This is a genomic window from Pseudoalteromonas sp. NCCP-2140, from assembly GCF_023708065.1.
GTDB lineage: Bacteria > Pseudomonadota > Gammaproteobacteria > Enterobacterales > Alteromonadaceae > Pseudoalteromonas.
The window spans coordinates 408,106-423,531 of the sequence record NZ_BRCZ01000003.1; the positions used below are offsets into that span (position 1 = coordinate 408,106).

Below are 15,426 nucleotides of genomic sequence, written 5' to 3' on the forward strand. Positions count from 1 at the left end.
GTTATGCAGTCTTCTCAATCTACAGATGAGAAAACGCAAGATGCCACTGAACAGCCGTTAAACGCTGATCAGTGGCAAGATCATCTTGCTAAATTATCTGATTACGGCAAACAGCTATACATTGACTACCGCAAACAAACTGGAACTTGCAAACAACTTGCAGCTGCTGAGTGGCGCTTATCAACACGCTCACTCGCCTTAACGATCATCCTACTCGTCTGTTTTGCAGGCGGCTTGGTGCTACTTTGGGCTGGTCTACTTGCTACTGTTGGCATCGCGATATTTAGCTTTAGCCAATCATTGTGGTTAGCCGCTATTTCACTGATTGCATTACAACTGCTATGCCTTGCATGGCTTTGGAAAAATATTGGTTATGTAAGTAGTAAGATAGGCTTTGATCACACGCTAAAAAGCGTTCGTCAATTATTTAATATTAATAAGGATGAATGATGTTAATTGATTATTTTATTAATAAACCACAGCACAGAGTGACTGAACTAAGCCAACAAATGGATCTACAAGATGAGCTTAAACGTCAACACCATCAAGCATTCAAATACCGTTTAAAACGCTTTGCAGTAAGTAAAGTAGGTATTGCCAGTGCCTTCACTGCGGGAATGGGCTACGAAGCACTTAAAAACTCAGACCACAAAGACGGTAAATTGAAACAAGTCAGCCGCTTCAGCTGGTTACTGCGTTTGTTGTGATCTTTATCATGTAATGTTTGCTTTTTACTTCTCTTTTCCAGCCATTTTCATTACTTTAAACACACACTAGCTATTTGTGGAAACTTAAGGTGAAAAAAAGGATTGTATTAACAGGCGGCCCTGGTGGTGGCAAAACAACAGCCATCGATTTATTAAGACGTGAGTTTTCAAAACAAATTGTCGTGGTGCCAGAGTCTGCGACCATGCTGTTCAGCGGTGGTATAGAACGTGGTGATGCAACTCACCTCATTAAAGCTCACCAACAAGCTATCTTCAGCTTACAAAAACACCTTGAACATATTCAGCGAACCATGCACCCAGATCGTTTAATGCTTTGCGATCGTGGTAGTTTAGATGGACTTGCCTATTGGCCCGGTGAGCAAGATGAGTTTTTTCAGTGTTTAAACACCAGCCTAGAAATCGAACTTAACCAATATGATGCGGTGATCTTTTTTGAAACGGCAGCTAAGTCTGGGCAAAGTATTCATTCTAATAACCCTGTAAGAAACGAATCTGATCAGCAAGCTATTTTGCTTGATGACAAACTACAAGCTGTTTGGTCACAGCACCCTAATTTTAATTTAGTGAAAAGTTCAGAGTCATTTATTCAAAAGGTGATGTTTGGCATCGACACTATCCGCAAGGTCATGGATAGTTATAACTAACAGCTTAATAAGTCATTAAACTGTTAGTTATCAGAGTCTATTAACCACGATTATGTGGTCGAGCGTAGTCTATGTCAGGCCCTTTTGGCACAACTTGAGTTGGGTTGATCATGGTGTGGCTAAAATAGTAATGACGTTTTATATGATAAAAATCAACGGTCTTACTTACACCTTCAATTTGATATAACTCACGCAAATAGTTGCTGATCGCCGGATAGCTCTCAATAGTACGCAAATTACATTTAAAGTGGCCCACATAAACACTGTCGAAGCGAATTAAAGTAGTAAATAAACGCCAGTCGGCCTCAGTCAGTGTCTCACCGACTAAATAACGATTAGCAGTTAAGCGTTGCTCAATCTTATCTAGAGCGGCAAAGAGATCATCAAAGGCTTCCGTGTAAGCTTCTTGCGTTGTCGCAAAGCCAGCACGATACACCCCATTATTAATGTTGTGATAAACAAACTCATTAACTTCATCAATTTCAGAGCGTAACGATTGCGGATAAAAGTCGCGTTCATTACCTGTTAGGGCATTAAACGCGCTATTAAACATTCTGATAATCTCAGCAGATTCGTTGCTAACAATACGCTGCGTTTTTTTATCCCAAAGCACGGGAACCGTAACACGACCTGAATAATCTACTTTGTTACGCGTATAAATTTGATGCATAAATTCGCTATCGAAAAGTGCATCACCTGTGCTGTGATTGTCTTTATCAAAGGTCCAGCCATGCTCTAGCATGTCAGGACTTACAACCGACACACTGATATAATCTTCAAGGCCTTTTAAATGGCGGAAAATCAAAGTGCGATGAGCCCAAGGGCAAGCTAAAGAGACATAAAGATGGTAACGATCTTTCTCAGCTTTAAAGCCCGCATCACCACTTTGCCCTGCACTGCCATCTTCGGTAACCCAGTTACGTAACTGGGCTGCCTCACGTTTGAACTCACCTTGATTGTTATCGGTGTCGTACCATTTATCTTGCCATTGGCCATTTACTAGTAATCCCACAATAACCTCCTATAGTGTGCCAAATTTACCTAGCTGATAGTCACGCACTGCTTGCTGTAACTCAGCTTGGGTTGTCATTACAAACGGGCCCATATGAGCGATTGGTTGCTTAAGCGGCTCACCGGCTAGAATTAACGCCCCTGCACCAATTTGCGAGTTAAACTCAATGTTACTGCCAGGCTCTAAAATCAATAAGCTGCCAGCTTTAACTGGACCGCCCTGTTCAGTATGAATTTCTCCAGTATGGATATAAATCATCACCTTAGTTTGCGCTAATGGTGCATGGTAAAACTGCGTACCAGCCGGTAAAGTTACATCGGCAAGCATGCCATCAGCTGCGAGGTCTTGTAGGCTTGACACCTGCTCTTCACCGGCAAACTGCCAGCTTCCTGCCAACGCTTTAAGCTCAACACCTTGCTCATTTTGAGTCGTTGGTGCTGGCGCTTCTGTGGTATCTTGATAACGTGGTGCTCTGAGTTTTTCAGCACTTGGCATATTGAGCCAAATCTGAAAGCCGTGCATGCCTTCTTTAGCATCTGCTAATGGCATTTCACTGTGGATCACACCAAAACCGGTACTCATCCACTGCACATCACCAGCACGGATCGCTTTTTTGTTACCCATTTGATCTTGGTGCTCAAAGCCACCTTTAATAATATAAGTAAAGGTTTCGATACCACGGTGAGGATGCGCAGGAAAGCCACCCATAAAATCACTGTGATCATCTGACTTAAGCTCATCGATCATTAAAAAAGGGTCTAAATACTTGCCATCAAAGCCAGGAATACGACTGATGTTTACGCCGTCACCATCTTGTGTGGCATGACTATTTAATTGTTGAATCACTTTCATAACTTTACTCCCGTAAATTGTATGAAATGATTGTAGGCGCTAATTTAACTAACAACCATGAGTAAAATTAGCGCTAATCATTCTATTTTTAAGAATGATTATTTTGCTGTCTGGTTAATCTATCAGCCACTGTAGCTCCCCGCTCTCCAACTTCTTTCTCTGGTCCTATGGTGCTATCGACTAAGGTTTGTTGTTCAGCACTAGCATTAATGGCCGCACCAAAAATAATGATGTATGCGCTGATATAAAGCCACATCAACATGATCACCACGCCACCTAACGATCCGTAAGTTTCGTTATAACTCGCAAATTGCGATACATAATATGAAAAACCGATTGATGCGATGATCCACAGTAACGTGGCAAGTATTGAACCTGGTGTGATCCAACGCCATTTAGCGGGCCTTCTATGCGGTGCATAGCGATATAAAAATGCTAACGCGCAATTAAAAATAATGGCTAATAGCGGCCAAGTAATAAGCTGAATCATTAAATCGATAAGCTCAGTTAGACCAACTAAATTAAGCACTATTGGCAAAATACCAATGATCAATAACGCCACCAGCGCAACCACAATAGCACCTAACGAAAATAAAAAACGCACCACTAATGCCATAAAAAACTGGCGCTTGTTACGCTGATGGTAGGTAATATTACAGGCAGTGATGAGAGCTTGGCAGCCTTTACTACTACTCCAAACTGTTAATAACAAGGTTCCTATGGCGCTGACACTTAATACCTTTTGTGATTGCTGAGTGATGCCACTTACTTGCAGCAAAATAATGTCGCGGCTACTTGCAGGTAAAATGGCAATCACTTTATCAAGCTGATCATAAATATCGGTTGGCGAAGCAAAATAAGCATACACAGAGACTATGGCCGCCAGCGCAGGGAAAATCGCCAACAAGGCATAAAACGCCACACCTGCCGCCACGAAAGATAAATTGTCTTGTGATAGGTTGTGATAAACCCGCTTACTGATATCCCACCAACCGCGAATTGGGATCTCCATCGGTGAGCGAGCTTGGTAACCTCGGTTGTCCTTACTCATAAGCGACCTAAAAAATTGCTTTAATCACTCTCAAGCTGCAAACAACTTGCCAGTAATAATGGCGTCTGAATTGCATTAAGCTATGCTTATAAAAACAGTATAAGGGTCCATGGAGCGGTGCGATGAATTATTATTTACTTATTAAAAATCAATTGGCTAGTTTGTTTACACCGACAGTTTCAGTAACATCGCAAGCAATCCCTGAGAGCTTATCTTGGCAAGACTTAAACTCTCAAATTACGCAGTTTTTACATACTACATGGCAAATGTTACCTGCACTGACACTCGGTATTGTAGCCATCATTGTTTGCTACTTATTAGCCCGCCCTTTATCGTATTTATTAATCAAACCGCTTGGTTTTGTCAGTGAAAGTAAACTTTTGCATGTGGTGACTAGGCGCTTTTTTAGCATCATTATCATCTTGTTTGGGGTGTACTTATTTTTGCGTCTTGCAGGGCTTACCAGTTTTGCCGTGGCGATTATGAGTGGGACTGGCTTAGTCGGGCTTATTTTAGGTTTTGCTTTTCGCGATATCGCCGAAAACTTTATTTCAAGTATGCTGCTTAGTGTGCAGCGCCCTTTTCGCATTGATGATGTGATAGAAGTTGATGGTCGTTTAGGGGTAGTTAAAAAAGTTACGGCTCGCGCCACCACCTTGGTTGATTTTGATGGTAATCACATTCAAATTCCCAATGCGACTGTGTATAAAAATGTCATTAAAAACCTCACCGCGAATCCTAAAATGCGAGGTCACTTTAACGTTGGCATTGGCTACGATAATGACATTCGCTATGCCCAACAATTAGCAATGAAAGTGGTTAATCAAAACCCTGCTGTTATTAGTGATCCCCCAAGCCAAGTGTTAATTGATTCATTAGGCTCCGCTACTCTTAATCTAACCATTTATTTTTGGGTCAATAGTAACGAGCACAGTACTATTAAAGTGGCCTCACAATTAATGCGAGAGCTGGTCAATACCTATTTAGCTGAACAAATAAGTATGCCGGATGATGCTCGCGAGCGAATTATTTTAAATAGCGAAAACGATACCGAGCAGCCAGACAATAATGTAAGCGCAGAGCCAAAAACAGCAAAATCACTCGACGACCATAGCCTTGATGACGTTAGTAGTGATGCCGATGATATTCGCGAACAAGCGGATCAATCTCGCGACCCTGAGCAGGGTAGCAATATAATTTAAAGTACTTGCGAACTAGGCTTCATCATTAGGTTTATCTTGCATAGCGTGTTTAAACCCTTTGATTGACGTCCCTAAATCACCACCTATTCGGGATAATTTTTTTGAGCCAAATAACAGCACCACAATTGCGGCAATAATGGCTAATTGCCAAACACTTACTCCTGCCATAACAACCTCATTTAAAAATAAAAGCGCCCTTACAGGCGCTTGTAAAACACAAAAATTAGAAACTAGCGCGAACACCCAAGGCTACTTGAGTACCAAAACGCTCAAGGTAACTCACTTGGTCTGTACGCTTGGTGTAACCCCAATAACGCTCATTCGTTAAGTTCGTTGCTTCGGCAAATACTGTGAATTGGTCACTGATATTATAGCTCATGCTGGCATCTAACTGACCATAATCAGAGATCCAATATGGACCACCCCATGCATCAGGATCCGACAAGAACTTGCTGCGCCAGTTATACGCTAAGCGTGCTTGGAAACCATATTGCTCATAATAAACCACGGCGTTGTATGAGTTCTTCGACATGCCTCTAAATGGCAAACCTGATTCTTTTAGCTCTGGCTCATCGTAGCTACTGTCAACATAAGTGTAGTTAAGCTGAAAGCCTAGGCCATTGAAAGGTTCTGGTAATAAGTTTTCAAGCGACTGCTGATAAGCAAACTCAGCCCCTTTAATAGTTGCACCATATTCACTCTTACCTGGGTAAGATGCAAAGTAACGCACACCTTCAATTTCAACTGGGCTTTCTACGTAATCGATAAATGATTTCAGGTCTTTGACAAACACCCCGCCACTTAACGAGCTGCTGTCTTCAAAGTACCACTCTAAGGTCATATCGGCTTGATTAGCTTCTTCAGGTGTTAACGACGAATCACCCATAGAAAGTTGCGGTAAGCCTTCACGATATGTATCAAAGTTTGGCGCAAGCCATGGGCGCAAATAGCCTAAAGATGGGCGGCTAATCACTTGTGCCGCAGAGAAGCGGTAAATTAAATCATCAGTAATACTAAGCTTAAAGTTCATACTTGGTAAAATGTTGCTGTAATCCCCTTTAAATGATTGCTCAACGGTTTCGCGCCAACCATTTTCAAGTGGTTTGCCATCTTCTTGTAAGTCAATTAACGATAGATCATAAACCGACCCTTTAGAGCTCACTTCTGTTTGTGAACCACGGATACCGACGTTTAACATATACGGCATATTTGCAAGAGTGCTCTCAAGCGTCACTTGCGCATACGCAGTTAGAACTTCTTCGGTTACCTCATAAGTGCCCGAGGAATTAAGCGATGCAACAATGCTCTTATCGGTTGCTTCAGCATTAATTGAGCGATAATAAGCAAGTAACTTATCGTAATCGAAACTTGGCCATGGCTCAGGTGTAATGCTACTTTCGCCCTCTAAGAAGTTATCGAAATTCGCCTCAACAAACACATCACTTGGGATTTCAAAAAGGTTAAAATCACCAACATTCACTACGGTGCTGTCATCAAATTCATAACCATCGCGCTCTAAATATTGACCACCATTACTAAATTGACTGGCATTTTTAGATGCATATTCAAGCTGGCTCTTCGTTTGTTCAAGGTAAGTTAAACCAAAATCAACACGGGTCACTAAATCGCTTTCTGGCACAAATTTACCGGTAAACTTAAAGTCATTAACCGTGTCTTCAACCCCAGTACCTGTATTACGGCTATAGTGTGCACCGTAAGATTGATCCGCAGTTAAGCCCGGCGATAAGGTCACATCTGGCAGCATATTACCTGTGGTGTAATCAATCCCAATCGAGTCAATAAAACCACGCGCAACAATAAAGCGGTTATCACCGCCGTTTTCATTTTTCGCTTTTGAATGGGCAACATCTACAGCCAGTGTTAGGCCATCCATTGGATACCATTTGGCATTAAGGGCAAACTGATAAGTATCGGTTTTACGTGGATTGGTTAAGTTGAGTAGCTCCACCATGGTGTTACCGGTTTGCGTCATTGATACTACACGGCCTGTGTCATCAAATTCTGCATCAGTAAACACTGGCGTGCCTGGCGTCCAGCTTTCATCATAGTTAACAAAACCAATTTGATAGCGATGACCGTCAGTATTGTAACGTGAATAAAGAGCATCAAAGTTAATATCTAGGGTATCTGTTGGACGCCATTGCATTGCTAACGTCGCACCGACGCGTTCACGCACATCCTGCGCGTTGGCAAAATACATGTAGCTCGGGATTTTTGAGGCAAATATTTCACTTTGCCCATCAATTTCTCCGTTACCGTTCATGTCGACTGGCACACCTGCGCTGTCTGCTCCCCAACCTTCTTCTTCGTCAAAAAAACCGCTTGCCGAGTACGTGTCTGCACGTAAGGTTTTCTTTGAATAAGCACCCGAGAAAAGCACACCAAAAGTATCATCATTAAAGTTGTCACCGATGATGAATGAAGCATGCGGGTGCACATCGCCTGTTCGCGATTCATAAATCCCTTTTGCTGAAGCGCTCAAGGTAAAGCCATCTTGGTCTAGTGGTTTACGCGTTTCGATATCAACAACCGCACCAATGCCCCCTTCAATTAAGCGTGCTTCTGGTGACTTATACACTTGTAGTGCCCCCACTAACTCTGAAGCAATGGTGTCAAAGTTAAAGTCGCGGCCTGAGTTTTCGGAAGCCAGTTTACGACCATTCAACGTGGTAATGTTGTAGCCGCCACCTAAACCACGGACTAAAATATTTTGCCCCTCACCGCCATTACGAGTGATGGTGATGCCCGGAATACGCTGCAATGCTTCCGCTAAGTTTTCATCGGGGAACTTACCAATGTCATCAGCGACAACGACATCAACAACCGTCGTTGCTTCTTTCTTTCGAAAGTTTGATTCTTTAATACTGCTACGGATCCCTGTAACTTCAATAACCTCAACATCCTCTTCGGCCTTACTATCTTTTTCTTGTTGTTGGGCCGTCGCAGCGAAACTGACTGATGAGGCCAAAATCGAGCTTATCAGCACGCTCAAATATGTTTTTCTAGTTGTTGTTGCCATGATGATTTCCTGTTTTTAAATGTTCAGATTTTTTCACCATAAAAATGGTAATGAGTAAGGCCTTATATTTAATCTATAACAAAATGAAACAAACTAGCAACAACTAATTACCTAGCGAAACTTTCGATAGTTACGAATTAAGTTTCAAAAACCGCATAAATGGCTTCGAATGCCTTTAAAGATGGGGAGTTAATTTCGAAAGTTACGATAATAATTTTTTCTGAAGATTTTCTTTTCGGTGGGGAGATTCGGTTTTTACGAACAATAAAAAAGGCGGCAAAAGCCACCTTTCAATAGTTCTATTTAACTAGAGAGTTAAACGGTAATCACTTCGATACCTAAGCTCGTTAATGATTCAACGAACTCTGCTGGCATATTTTTGTCGGTGACCAGCACATCGATTGATTTAAGCGGCAATACATTATACAAAGCACGCTTACCAAATTTACTTGAATCAGTGACTGCAATGACTTTATCTGCGCGGGTGCACATGGTGCGATTCAGCATTGCCTCGGGCTCATAATGAGTGGTGATCCCTGCTTCTGAGTCGATACCATCAACCCCTAAAATAACCTTTTTAAAGTTATATTTACTAAGTGCTTGCTCGACTTCATTTGAGTAAAAAGACATTGATTTCTTTCGTAATTGCCCACCCAGCATAAACACATTTGCATCTTCAATATCAGCCAGTACATGGGCAATATTAAGGCCGTTTGTCATCACAGTAAGGCCCTGTTTATTGGTTAATGCTTTGGCAACTTCTTCTGTGGTGGTGCCAGAATCAATAATTAAAGAGTCGCCATCATCAACCAAACTTGCCACAGCTTTCGCTAATAACACTTTCACTGCGTAGTTTTCGTTATGCTTATCTTTTACCGAAAGCTCTTTTGCCAATTTATCGCAGGCAATTGCCCCACCACGTGAACGGACAACTAAGCCACGTTTACCGAGCTCGTTAAGATCATGGCGAATGCTAACCTCCGAAATATCAAAGGTCTTTGCAAGATCTTTAACATTTACTTTGCCATTTTCCTCAGTCATCAGGACGATTTTTTGTCTTCTTTCTATTGTGGTTAGCATAGCTGGCCTGTTGTTTTAATAGCTGCTTTCAAATTTGTAGTTCAATATTACACAATTTACAGTTTCAAAGCCAAATTTAGTTTCGAAATAAAATAAAACTTTCAAAACTTACGAATTTTGTTTTATGATTATTTCACAACAAACTTCTTTGGTGACAAAAATGACAACACAAAGCTCACTGTTAGAGCAAACAGAACACACCAATCGCACGCAATTACTGCCTATGATGATTATAGGTGGCTTGTTTTTCTTATTTGGTTTTATAACCTGGCTTAACGGCTCCTTGATCCCATTTTTACAAATGGTCTGCGATCTCAACCATATTGAAGCTTACATGGTGACACTGGTGTTTTATATCGCCTATACCGTGATGGCACTGCCAAGCGCTAAGATTTTGCAAATATTCAGCTATAAGCATGGTATGTCGTTTGGTTTAGGTACCATGGCATTTGGTGCACTGTTGTTTATTCCTGCGGCACAAATTCAGGCTTACTGGTTGTTTTTGGTTGCCTTATTTACTTTAGGTAGCGGCCTCACCTTATTACAAACCGCTGCGAATCCTTACATCGTGCTTATTGGCTCTAAAGACACGGCAGCCGTGCGCATTAGCATTATGGGTATTCTCAATAAGAGTGCTGGTGTGGTGGCTCCATTGCTCTTCTCAGCGATTGTATTTAGCGACATTGCCAGCTTTAGCCCAGAGGCTCTGGCCCAATTGAACAGCATTCAAAAGCAATTGCAGTTACAAGAACTGGCTAATCGTTTAATTACTCCTTACTTTGTAATGGCAATCGCATTAGCAATATTAGCGGCGTTAATCATGCTGGCCCCGCTACCTGATATTAAGCAACCAAAAACCAGCAACAACAGCGAGAGTAAATCAATCCTGCAATTTCCACACTTAGTTTTAGGCGTGATAGCCCTATTCTTTTACATAGGTACAGAAGTCATTGCCGGCGACACTATTGGCCTTTACGGCAAAGAACAAGGGGTATTGCAGTTCGCAGAACTCACCTCTTACACCATGGGCTTTATGGTGCTAGGTTATGTTTTAGGTATCGTGTTAATTCCTCGCTTTTTTAGTCAGCAACAGGCGCTGATATTTTCTGCGTTAAGTGGTTGTGTGTTTTCACTTGGTATCATTTTGATAGAACCGCAACAAACTGCGATTGCAAACGTAGTGCTCTTTTGGCTTGCTGATAACAGTTTTCCAGATACCGTGTTATTTGTTGCATTACTTGGCTTATCGAATGCGCTGGTATGGCCGACCATTTGGCCTATGGCCCTTGCAAATCTTGGCGATAAAACCCAAACCGGCGCGGCATTACTGATTATGGGGATTTCTGGTGGCGCGCTATTGCCTTTGGTATACGGTGTATTTGCAGAATATACAGGCAATGCACAACAAGCTTATTATCTGTTGATCCCTTGCTATGCGTTTATTCTTTATTACGCAGTGATTGGTCACAAACTAACAAGTTGGCGTAAGTAACGACATGGGCAGGCTTAGTTGTTTTACTATTTAACTAGCCTGCAATTTTTCTGATGTGAAATAGCCCAGTAGCAAAAATTCACGCACGGTAAAAATACACTTATAAATTAAGTACTCGTCATGCTTATCAGGGCTCACTTCTGAAAGAGATAAGGCTTGCTGCGCTATTATGCGCTGTTGCTGCAGTGAAGAAATAGTAAATAAACCTGTGAGTTTATCTGCTAATTGCGACGATGAAAGAGCACCTTCTGCAATCAGCTCTGCGCCTTTTAAGCATGCCGTACGCTCAGTCGTAGTTAGTGTATTTGCTAGCATTAAATCTGTGAAAGCGACTAAATTAAAATACAGCTGTTCATTTGGCTCCAGTTCCAAAATAACCGCCTGCATTTGCGTGACCACATCCCGGTGAGCCGCTGTTTTAAGCACCTCAAAATGATTGTCATCCACTTTATCAAATAGCTGAGTCGCAGCCACTGGCGTAATAGCCGCACCGAATAATGCTGCTAAACATTTAATGGCATTTCGCCTTTGTAGATCAGCCATTGAACACCCCATTTTGATAATGTCGTGCAGCATGATCGGCGGCTCTTGCAGTAAATGCCATATAGGTTAATGAAGGGTTCTGATAACCCGACGAGCACATAAACGAGCCGTCAGTGACATAGACGTTACGCACACTGTGAATTTGGTTGTAACGATTAAGCACTGAGGTTGTAGCATCATGTCCCATGCGCGCAGTTCCCATTTCGTGGATGGCTTGCCCCGGCGCTGAGCCTTTATCGTACGCTTGTACATTTTGATAACCAGCTTTGCTGAGCATCTCGACGGCTTGCGCTTTCATATCCTCGCGCATGCGCTGCTCGTTTTCAGCAAATTGACAATCAAAATTAACTAAAGGTAATCCCCATTGATCTTTTAATACCGGATCTAAGCTCATTTTATTACGATGATAAGGCAGGCATTCACCAAAGCCTATTAATGCAACTTGCCAAGGCCCAGGTTTGGCAAGCTCTTCTCTAAAAGCCTTACCAAAGCTAAGTTCTTTAAAGCCCCGTCGCCAATCTTTGCGTGTTGCGTATCCTTGATAGCCATAGCCGCGAATAAAGCTATGCTGCTCACTATCATCAAGGTTTCGAAAACGCGGAATATGAAAGCCTACGGGTCTGTCGCCATCATTAAAGTCATCAGCAAAGCCCCTAGGCTCGCCAGTTGCGCCAACCCTAAAATGGTGATCCATGAGGTTATGGCCAAGCTCTCCACTATCGTTCCCTAAGCCATTAGGGAAGCGTGCAGAGGTTGAATTTAATAACAAGGCTGTTGTGGCTACCGTTGATGCACAGCAAAAAATGATGTTCGCTCGCTCGATACGCTCTTTTTTAGATTCAGCATCAATTACTTTCACACCTGTGGCCTGCCCGCTTTCTGGATTGTAAATAATCTCTTTAGCAATGGAGTGAGTCTGAATAGTGAGTCGTCCAGTACGCATCGCTGCAGGTAAGGTCGAGGCTAAACTACTAAAATAACTACCGGTTGGACAACCTCGCATACAGCGGTTGCGCTTGCTGCATGGAGCACGACCTTGCTCAGGCTTGGCCTTAGTTAAATGCGCAACTCGCCCGATGGTGAGGTGCCGATTAGTGTAGTGAGTTAATAAACTTTGTTTAAGCTGCTGCTCTACGGCATTAAGCGCAAAAGGAGGTAAGTAAGGTCCATCTGGTAGCTGAGGTAAGTTCAGTGCTTCGCCAATAACCCCAATGTAGGCTTCAACTTTATCGTACCAAGGCGCTATATCTTTGTAGCGCACTGGCCAATCAACGCCGTGACCATCTTGTTTGTTGGCTGCAAAATCAATATCACTGAGGCGCAAGCATTGCCGCCCCCAAGTTAATGAGCGCCCACCAAGATGATACCCTCTGATCCAATCAAAACGCTGAGATTCTTGATAAGGGTGCTGCAAATCATTCACAAACCAGTGTTTTATTGATTGCTTAGTGGCATAGCCAGTGCGTGCTTGTTTAGCTTGATTCTGTTTTTCTAGTAGGCTGGGCCTGTCGCGAAATGGCAGTTGCCAATCATCTTTAAAGGCAGTGATATAGTCTGTACCGTGCACAACCTGCCTGCCACGTTCCAGTAACAGTACATTGAGCCCTTTTTCGGTTAGTTCTTTAGCAGCCCAGCCGCCAGTAATGCCACTGCCAATAACAATGGCATCGAATACTTTTGCCTGCATTCTCACTTAACTTTTAAAAGATTTGCTTACCCGCACAGATCGTTGCTTGAACAGAAAAGTCTTTATCGAGCAGGGCAAAATTGGCCTGTTTACCTACCGCAATACTGCCTATTTGCTCCGCTTTATTTAAAAACTCAGCGGGTACTAAACTAGCCATGTTAGTTGCTTCGACTAGGCTTGCGTCAGTTAGGTTATAAAAACGTTCAACGCCAACTTCCATGGTTAATGTACTGCCCGCTAAAGAGCCGCTCTCAGTTCGAGCAACACCTTGCTCAACCACAATAGGAAGCTCACCTAAACGGTAGCGACCATCTTGTAAGCCTCCGGCGCTCACGCAATCTGTGATCAGAGCAATTTTATCTGCCCCTTTTAAACGGTAAACCATGTTCATGATGCTCGGATGCAAATGAATACCATCAGGGATAAGCTCAACCATGGCATCGTTGTCCATCAGTAATGCGCCAGTACAGCCGGGATCACGATGATGAATACCGCGCATACCATTAAAAATATGCACACCACCGCAGGCACCATGAGCAAGAGCTTGTGTTGTTTGCTCAAAATTAGCATCTGTATGACCCAGCATCACACGCACACCTTTATCAGTGATATAGCGGATCATATCGGGGGATTTAAGTAGTTCTGGCGCTAACGCAAATGAGCTTAAGCAACCTTCACATGCGGCATAAATTTCATCAAATCGCTGTTTAGTAAGCTCTAAAAAAAATGACTCGTTATGTGCGCCTTTATGCGCTTCGGCAAAGAATAAACCTTCGTTATAAGCCCCTAGCAACTGCGCCCCAGCCAAGCCTTTTTGATACGCACTCGCCATATTTTTATAAGCTTGAATTGAGACGTCCCAGTCTGCAGTCACCGTTGTGCCAACAAACCCCGTTACGCCATGCTTTGCTAAAGAACGAGAAATAGTCTCTAGTGATTCTGGGGTGCCGTCCATAATATCGCAGCCTTCACGGCCATGAATATGTAAATCAATAAAGCCCGGAAATAAACTGTGCTCACCTAAATCGATTACCTCGATCTCGGGCGCCATTTGCGTAGTAATGGCAGTAATTTTACCTTGCTCGACCAAGACCACATGATCGAGTAAAACCGCATCAGCAGTCACCACTTTTGCGGCTTTTAAGTAATAGCAATTAAGATGCGTTGGAATTAGCATGAACACTTCCTATTATTGCAGCGCCTCTTACGCCGCTAGAATCACCAAATTTTGCACGCTTCACGTCGGGCACGGCAAAACCTGAAAATAAATGAGTTTGAATTGCGTCAGGGAGTTTTTCTACTATTGCATCAATGAGCGACAACCCGCCCCCAAGCACAATTACTTCTGGGTGCAAACTTTTACTAATAGCAGCAAAGGTTTCGCCAAGAATATCTAAGTAACAGGCGAGCACCTCTAAGGCTTGTTCATCACCACGTTTTATATCGTTTGCCCATTCAATCGCAGATTTAGGAGATTGCGTAATATGCTGGTACAAGATTTGTACACCGGGCCCTGCAATATAACTTTCGACACAGCCATTTAAACCACAGCCGCACTTTAAAACTGGCAGCTGGTATTTTTGTTGTAAATACGCAGACAGTGGTAAATGGCCGTACTCCCCTGACATGCCCAAACCTTGGTTAAACAAGGTTCCATCAATGCACATACCACCCGCCGCACCAGTGCCAACAATGGCACCGAATACTCGGCTATAACCTTCACCAGCTCCGCCATTAGCTTCTGATAAGGCAAAACACCGGGTGTCATTTAATATCGCAACAGGGCGTTTTAATAATGCTTGAAGATCGTTGGCAATCACTTTACCTGTGGCACACGGCACATTAGCCGACAGCACTTTACCTTCATCATTAACGATACCTGGCATACCGATGCCCACCGCACCTTGGCAACCTGTCAGTTCATCGGCTTTAATTACCTGCTGATAAATTGCGTGCAAAAATTGCTGATAGTCATCAGTTGGCGTAGTAATACGCCAACTTTGCTGTTGCTCTAAATTATCATTAAAAATGGCGGTCTCTATTTTTGTACCACCAATATCGAGTCCGTAAACAGCCATACTTTACCCAACACTAC

General features: G+C 42.8%; 15 protein-coding genes. 5 read left to right on the forward strand and 10 right to left on the reverse strand.

Going from position 1 to position 15,426, the window contains the following annotated elements; genetic code table 11:
- The first annotated feature begins 3 nt into the window (after nt 1-3).
- From NFU46_RS08505 to NFU46_RS08515, 3 genes are all read left to right on the forward strand, one after another.
- Nucleotides 4-450 carry a hypothetical protein gene (locus NFU46_RS08505; protein ID WP_175082502.1) on the forward strand — a complete coding sequence of 149 codons (447 nt, stop codon included), beginning with the start codon at nt 4-6 and terminating at the stop codon, nt 448-450.
- A complete protein-coding gene (locus NFU46_RS08510) occupies nt 450-707 on the forward strand; it encodes a hypothetical protein (RefSeq protein WP_251601154.1) in 258 nt (85 codons plus the stop codon). The genes NFU46_RS08505 and NFU46_RS08510 overlap by 1 nt, the downstream gene beginning before the upstream one ends.
- 89 nt (nt 708-796) lie before the next feature.
- A complete protein-coding gene (locus NFU46_RS08515) occupies nt 797-1,372 on the forward strand; it encodes an AAA family ATPase (protein ID WP_251601156.1) in 576 nt (191 codons plus the stop codon).
- 40 nt (nt 1,373-1,412) lie between these two features.
- Here the strand turns inward: NFU46_RS08515 and NFU46_RS08520 are convergent, their stop codons facing one another.
- The 3 genes from NFU46_RS08520 to NFU46_RS08530 form a co-directional block, all read right to left on the reverse strand.
- Nucleotides 1,413-2,384 carry a glutathione S-transferase family protein gene (locus NFU46_RS08520; protein ID WP_251601158.1) on the reverse strand — a complete coding sequence of 324 codons (972 nt, stop codon included), beginning with the start codon at nt 2,382-2,384 and terminating at the stop codon, nt 1,413-1,415.
- A gap of 9 nt (nt 2,385-2,393) precedes the next feature.
- Nucleotides 2,394-3,236: a pirin family protein gene (locus NFU46_RS08525; protein ID WP_251601160.1), complete on the reverse strand. Its 843-nt coding sequence runs from the start codon at nt 3,234-3,236 to the stop codon at nt 2,394-2,396.
- Between the two features lie 88 nt (nt 3,237-3,324).
- Entirely contained in the window at nt 3,325-4,287 is a 963-nt protein-coding gene (locus NFU46_RS08530) for a YihY/virulence factor BrkB family protein (protein ID WP_251601162.1), read from the reverse strand.
- Nucleotides 4,288-4,409: 122 nt separating this feature from the next.
- Here NFU46_RS08530 and NFU46_RS08535 point away from each other — a divergent pair, with 122 nt between their 5' ends.
- A complete protein-coding gene (locus NFU46_RS08535; RefSeq protein WP_251601164.1) occupies nt 4,410-5,489 on the forward strand; it encodes a mechanosensitive ion channel family protein in 1,080 nt (359 codons plus the stop codon).
- A 12-nt stretch (nt 5,490-5,501) separates the two neighbouring features.
- Here the strand turns inward: NFU46_RS08535 and tatA are convergent, their stop codons facing one another.
- From tatA to agaR, 3 genes are all read right to left on the reverse strand, one after another.
- A complete protein-coding gene (gene tatA / locus NFU46_RS08540; RefSeq protein ID WP_251601166.1) occupies nt 5,502-5,657 on the reverse strand; it encodes a twin-arginine translocase TatA/TatE family subunit in 156 nt (51 codons plus the stop codon).
- Between the two features lie 55 nt (nt 5,658-5,712).
- Nucleotides 5,713-8,529: a TonB-dependent receptor gene (locus NFU46_RS08545; protein WP_251601168.1), complete on the reverse strand. Its 2,817-nt coding sequence runs from the start codon at nt 8,527-8,529 to the stop codon at nt 5,713-5,715.
- A 315-nt stretch (nt 8,530-8,844) separates the two neighbouring features.
- On the reverse strand, nt 8,845-9,609 hold the full coding sequence (gene agaR / locus NFU46_RS08550; RefSeq protein WP_054561067.1) for a transcriptional repressor AgaR: 765 nt from the start codon (nt 9,607-9,609) through the stop codon (nt 8,845-8,847).
- A 160-nt stretch (nt 9,610-9,769) separates the two neighbouring features.
- Here agaR and NFU46_RS08555 point away from each other — a divergent pair, with 160 nt between their 5' ends.
- Nucleotides 9,770-11,101 carry a sugar MFS transporter gene (locus NFU46_RS08555; RefSeq protein WP_251601170.1) on the forward strand — a complete coding sequence of 444 codons (1,332 nt, stop codon included), beginning with the start codon at nt 9,770-9,772 and terminating at the stop codon, nt 11,099-11,101.
- Nucleotides 11,102-11,131: 30 nt separating this feature from the next.
- On the opposite strand, the gene NFU46_RS08560 is transcribed toward NFU46_RS08555, so the two are convergent.
- Genes NFU46_RS08560 through NFU46_RS08575 form a run of 4 tightly spaced genes read right to left on the reverse strand, consistent with a single transcriptional unit; the run spans nt 11,132 to nt 15,409 of the window.
- Nucleotides 11,132-11,644 carry a hypothetical protein gene (locus tag NFU46_RS08560; RefSeq protein ID WP_175082509.1) on the reverse strand — a complete coding sequence of 171 codons (513 nt, stop codon included), beginning with the start codon at nt 11,642-11,644 and terminating at the stop codon, nt 11,132-11,134.
- The gene (locus NFU46_RS08565; RefSeq protein ID WP_251601172.1) at nt 11,637-13,331 is read right to left on the reverse strand and encodes a GMC oxidoreductase; all 1,695 of its coding nucleotides are present in this window, start codon (nt 13,329-13,331) and stop codon (nt 11,637-11,639) included. The genes NFU46_RS08560 and NFU46_RS08565 overlap by 8 nt, the downstream gene beginning before the upstream one ends.
- Before the next feature lie 13 nt (nt 13,332-13,344).
- On the reverse strand, nt 13,345-14,508 hold the full coding sequence (gene nagA, locus NFU46_RS08570) for an N-acetylglucosamine-6-phosphate deacetylase (protein ID WP_251601174.1): 1,164 nt from the start codon (nt 14,506-14,508) through the stop codon (nt 13,345-13,347).
- Nucleotides 14,486-15,409: an ROK family protein gene (locus NFU46_RS08575; protein ID WP_251601176.1), complete on the reverse strand. Its 924-nt coding sequence runs from the start codon at nt 15,407-15,409 to the stop codon at nt 14,486-14,488. The genes nagA and NFU46_RS08575 overlap by 23 nt, the downstream gene beginning before the upstream one ends.
- Between the last annotated feature and the right edge of the window lie 17 nt (nt 15,410-15,426).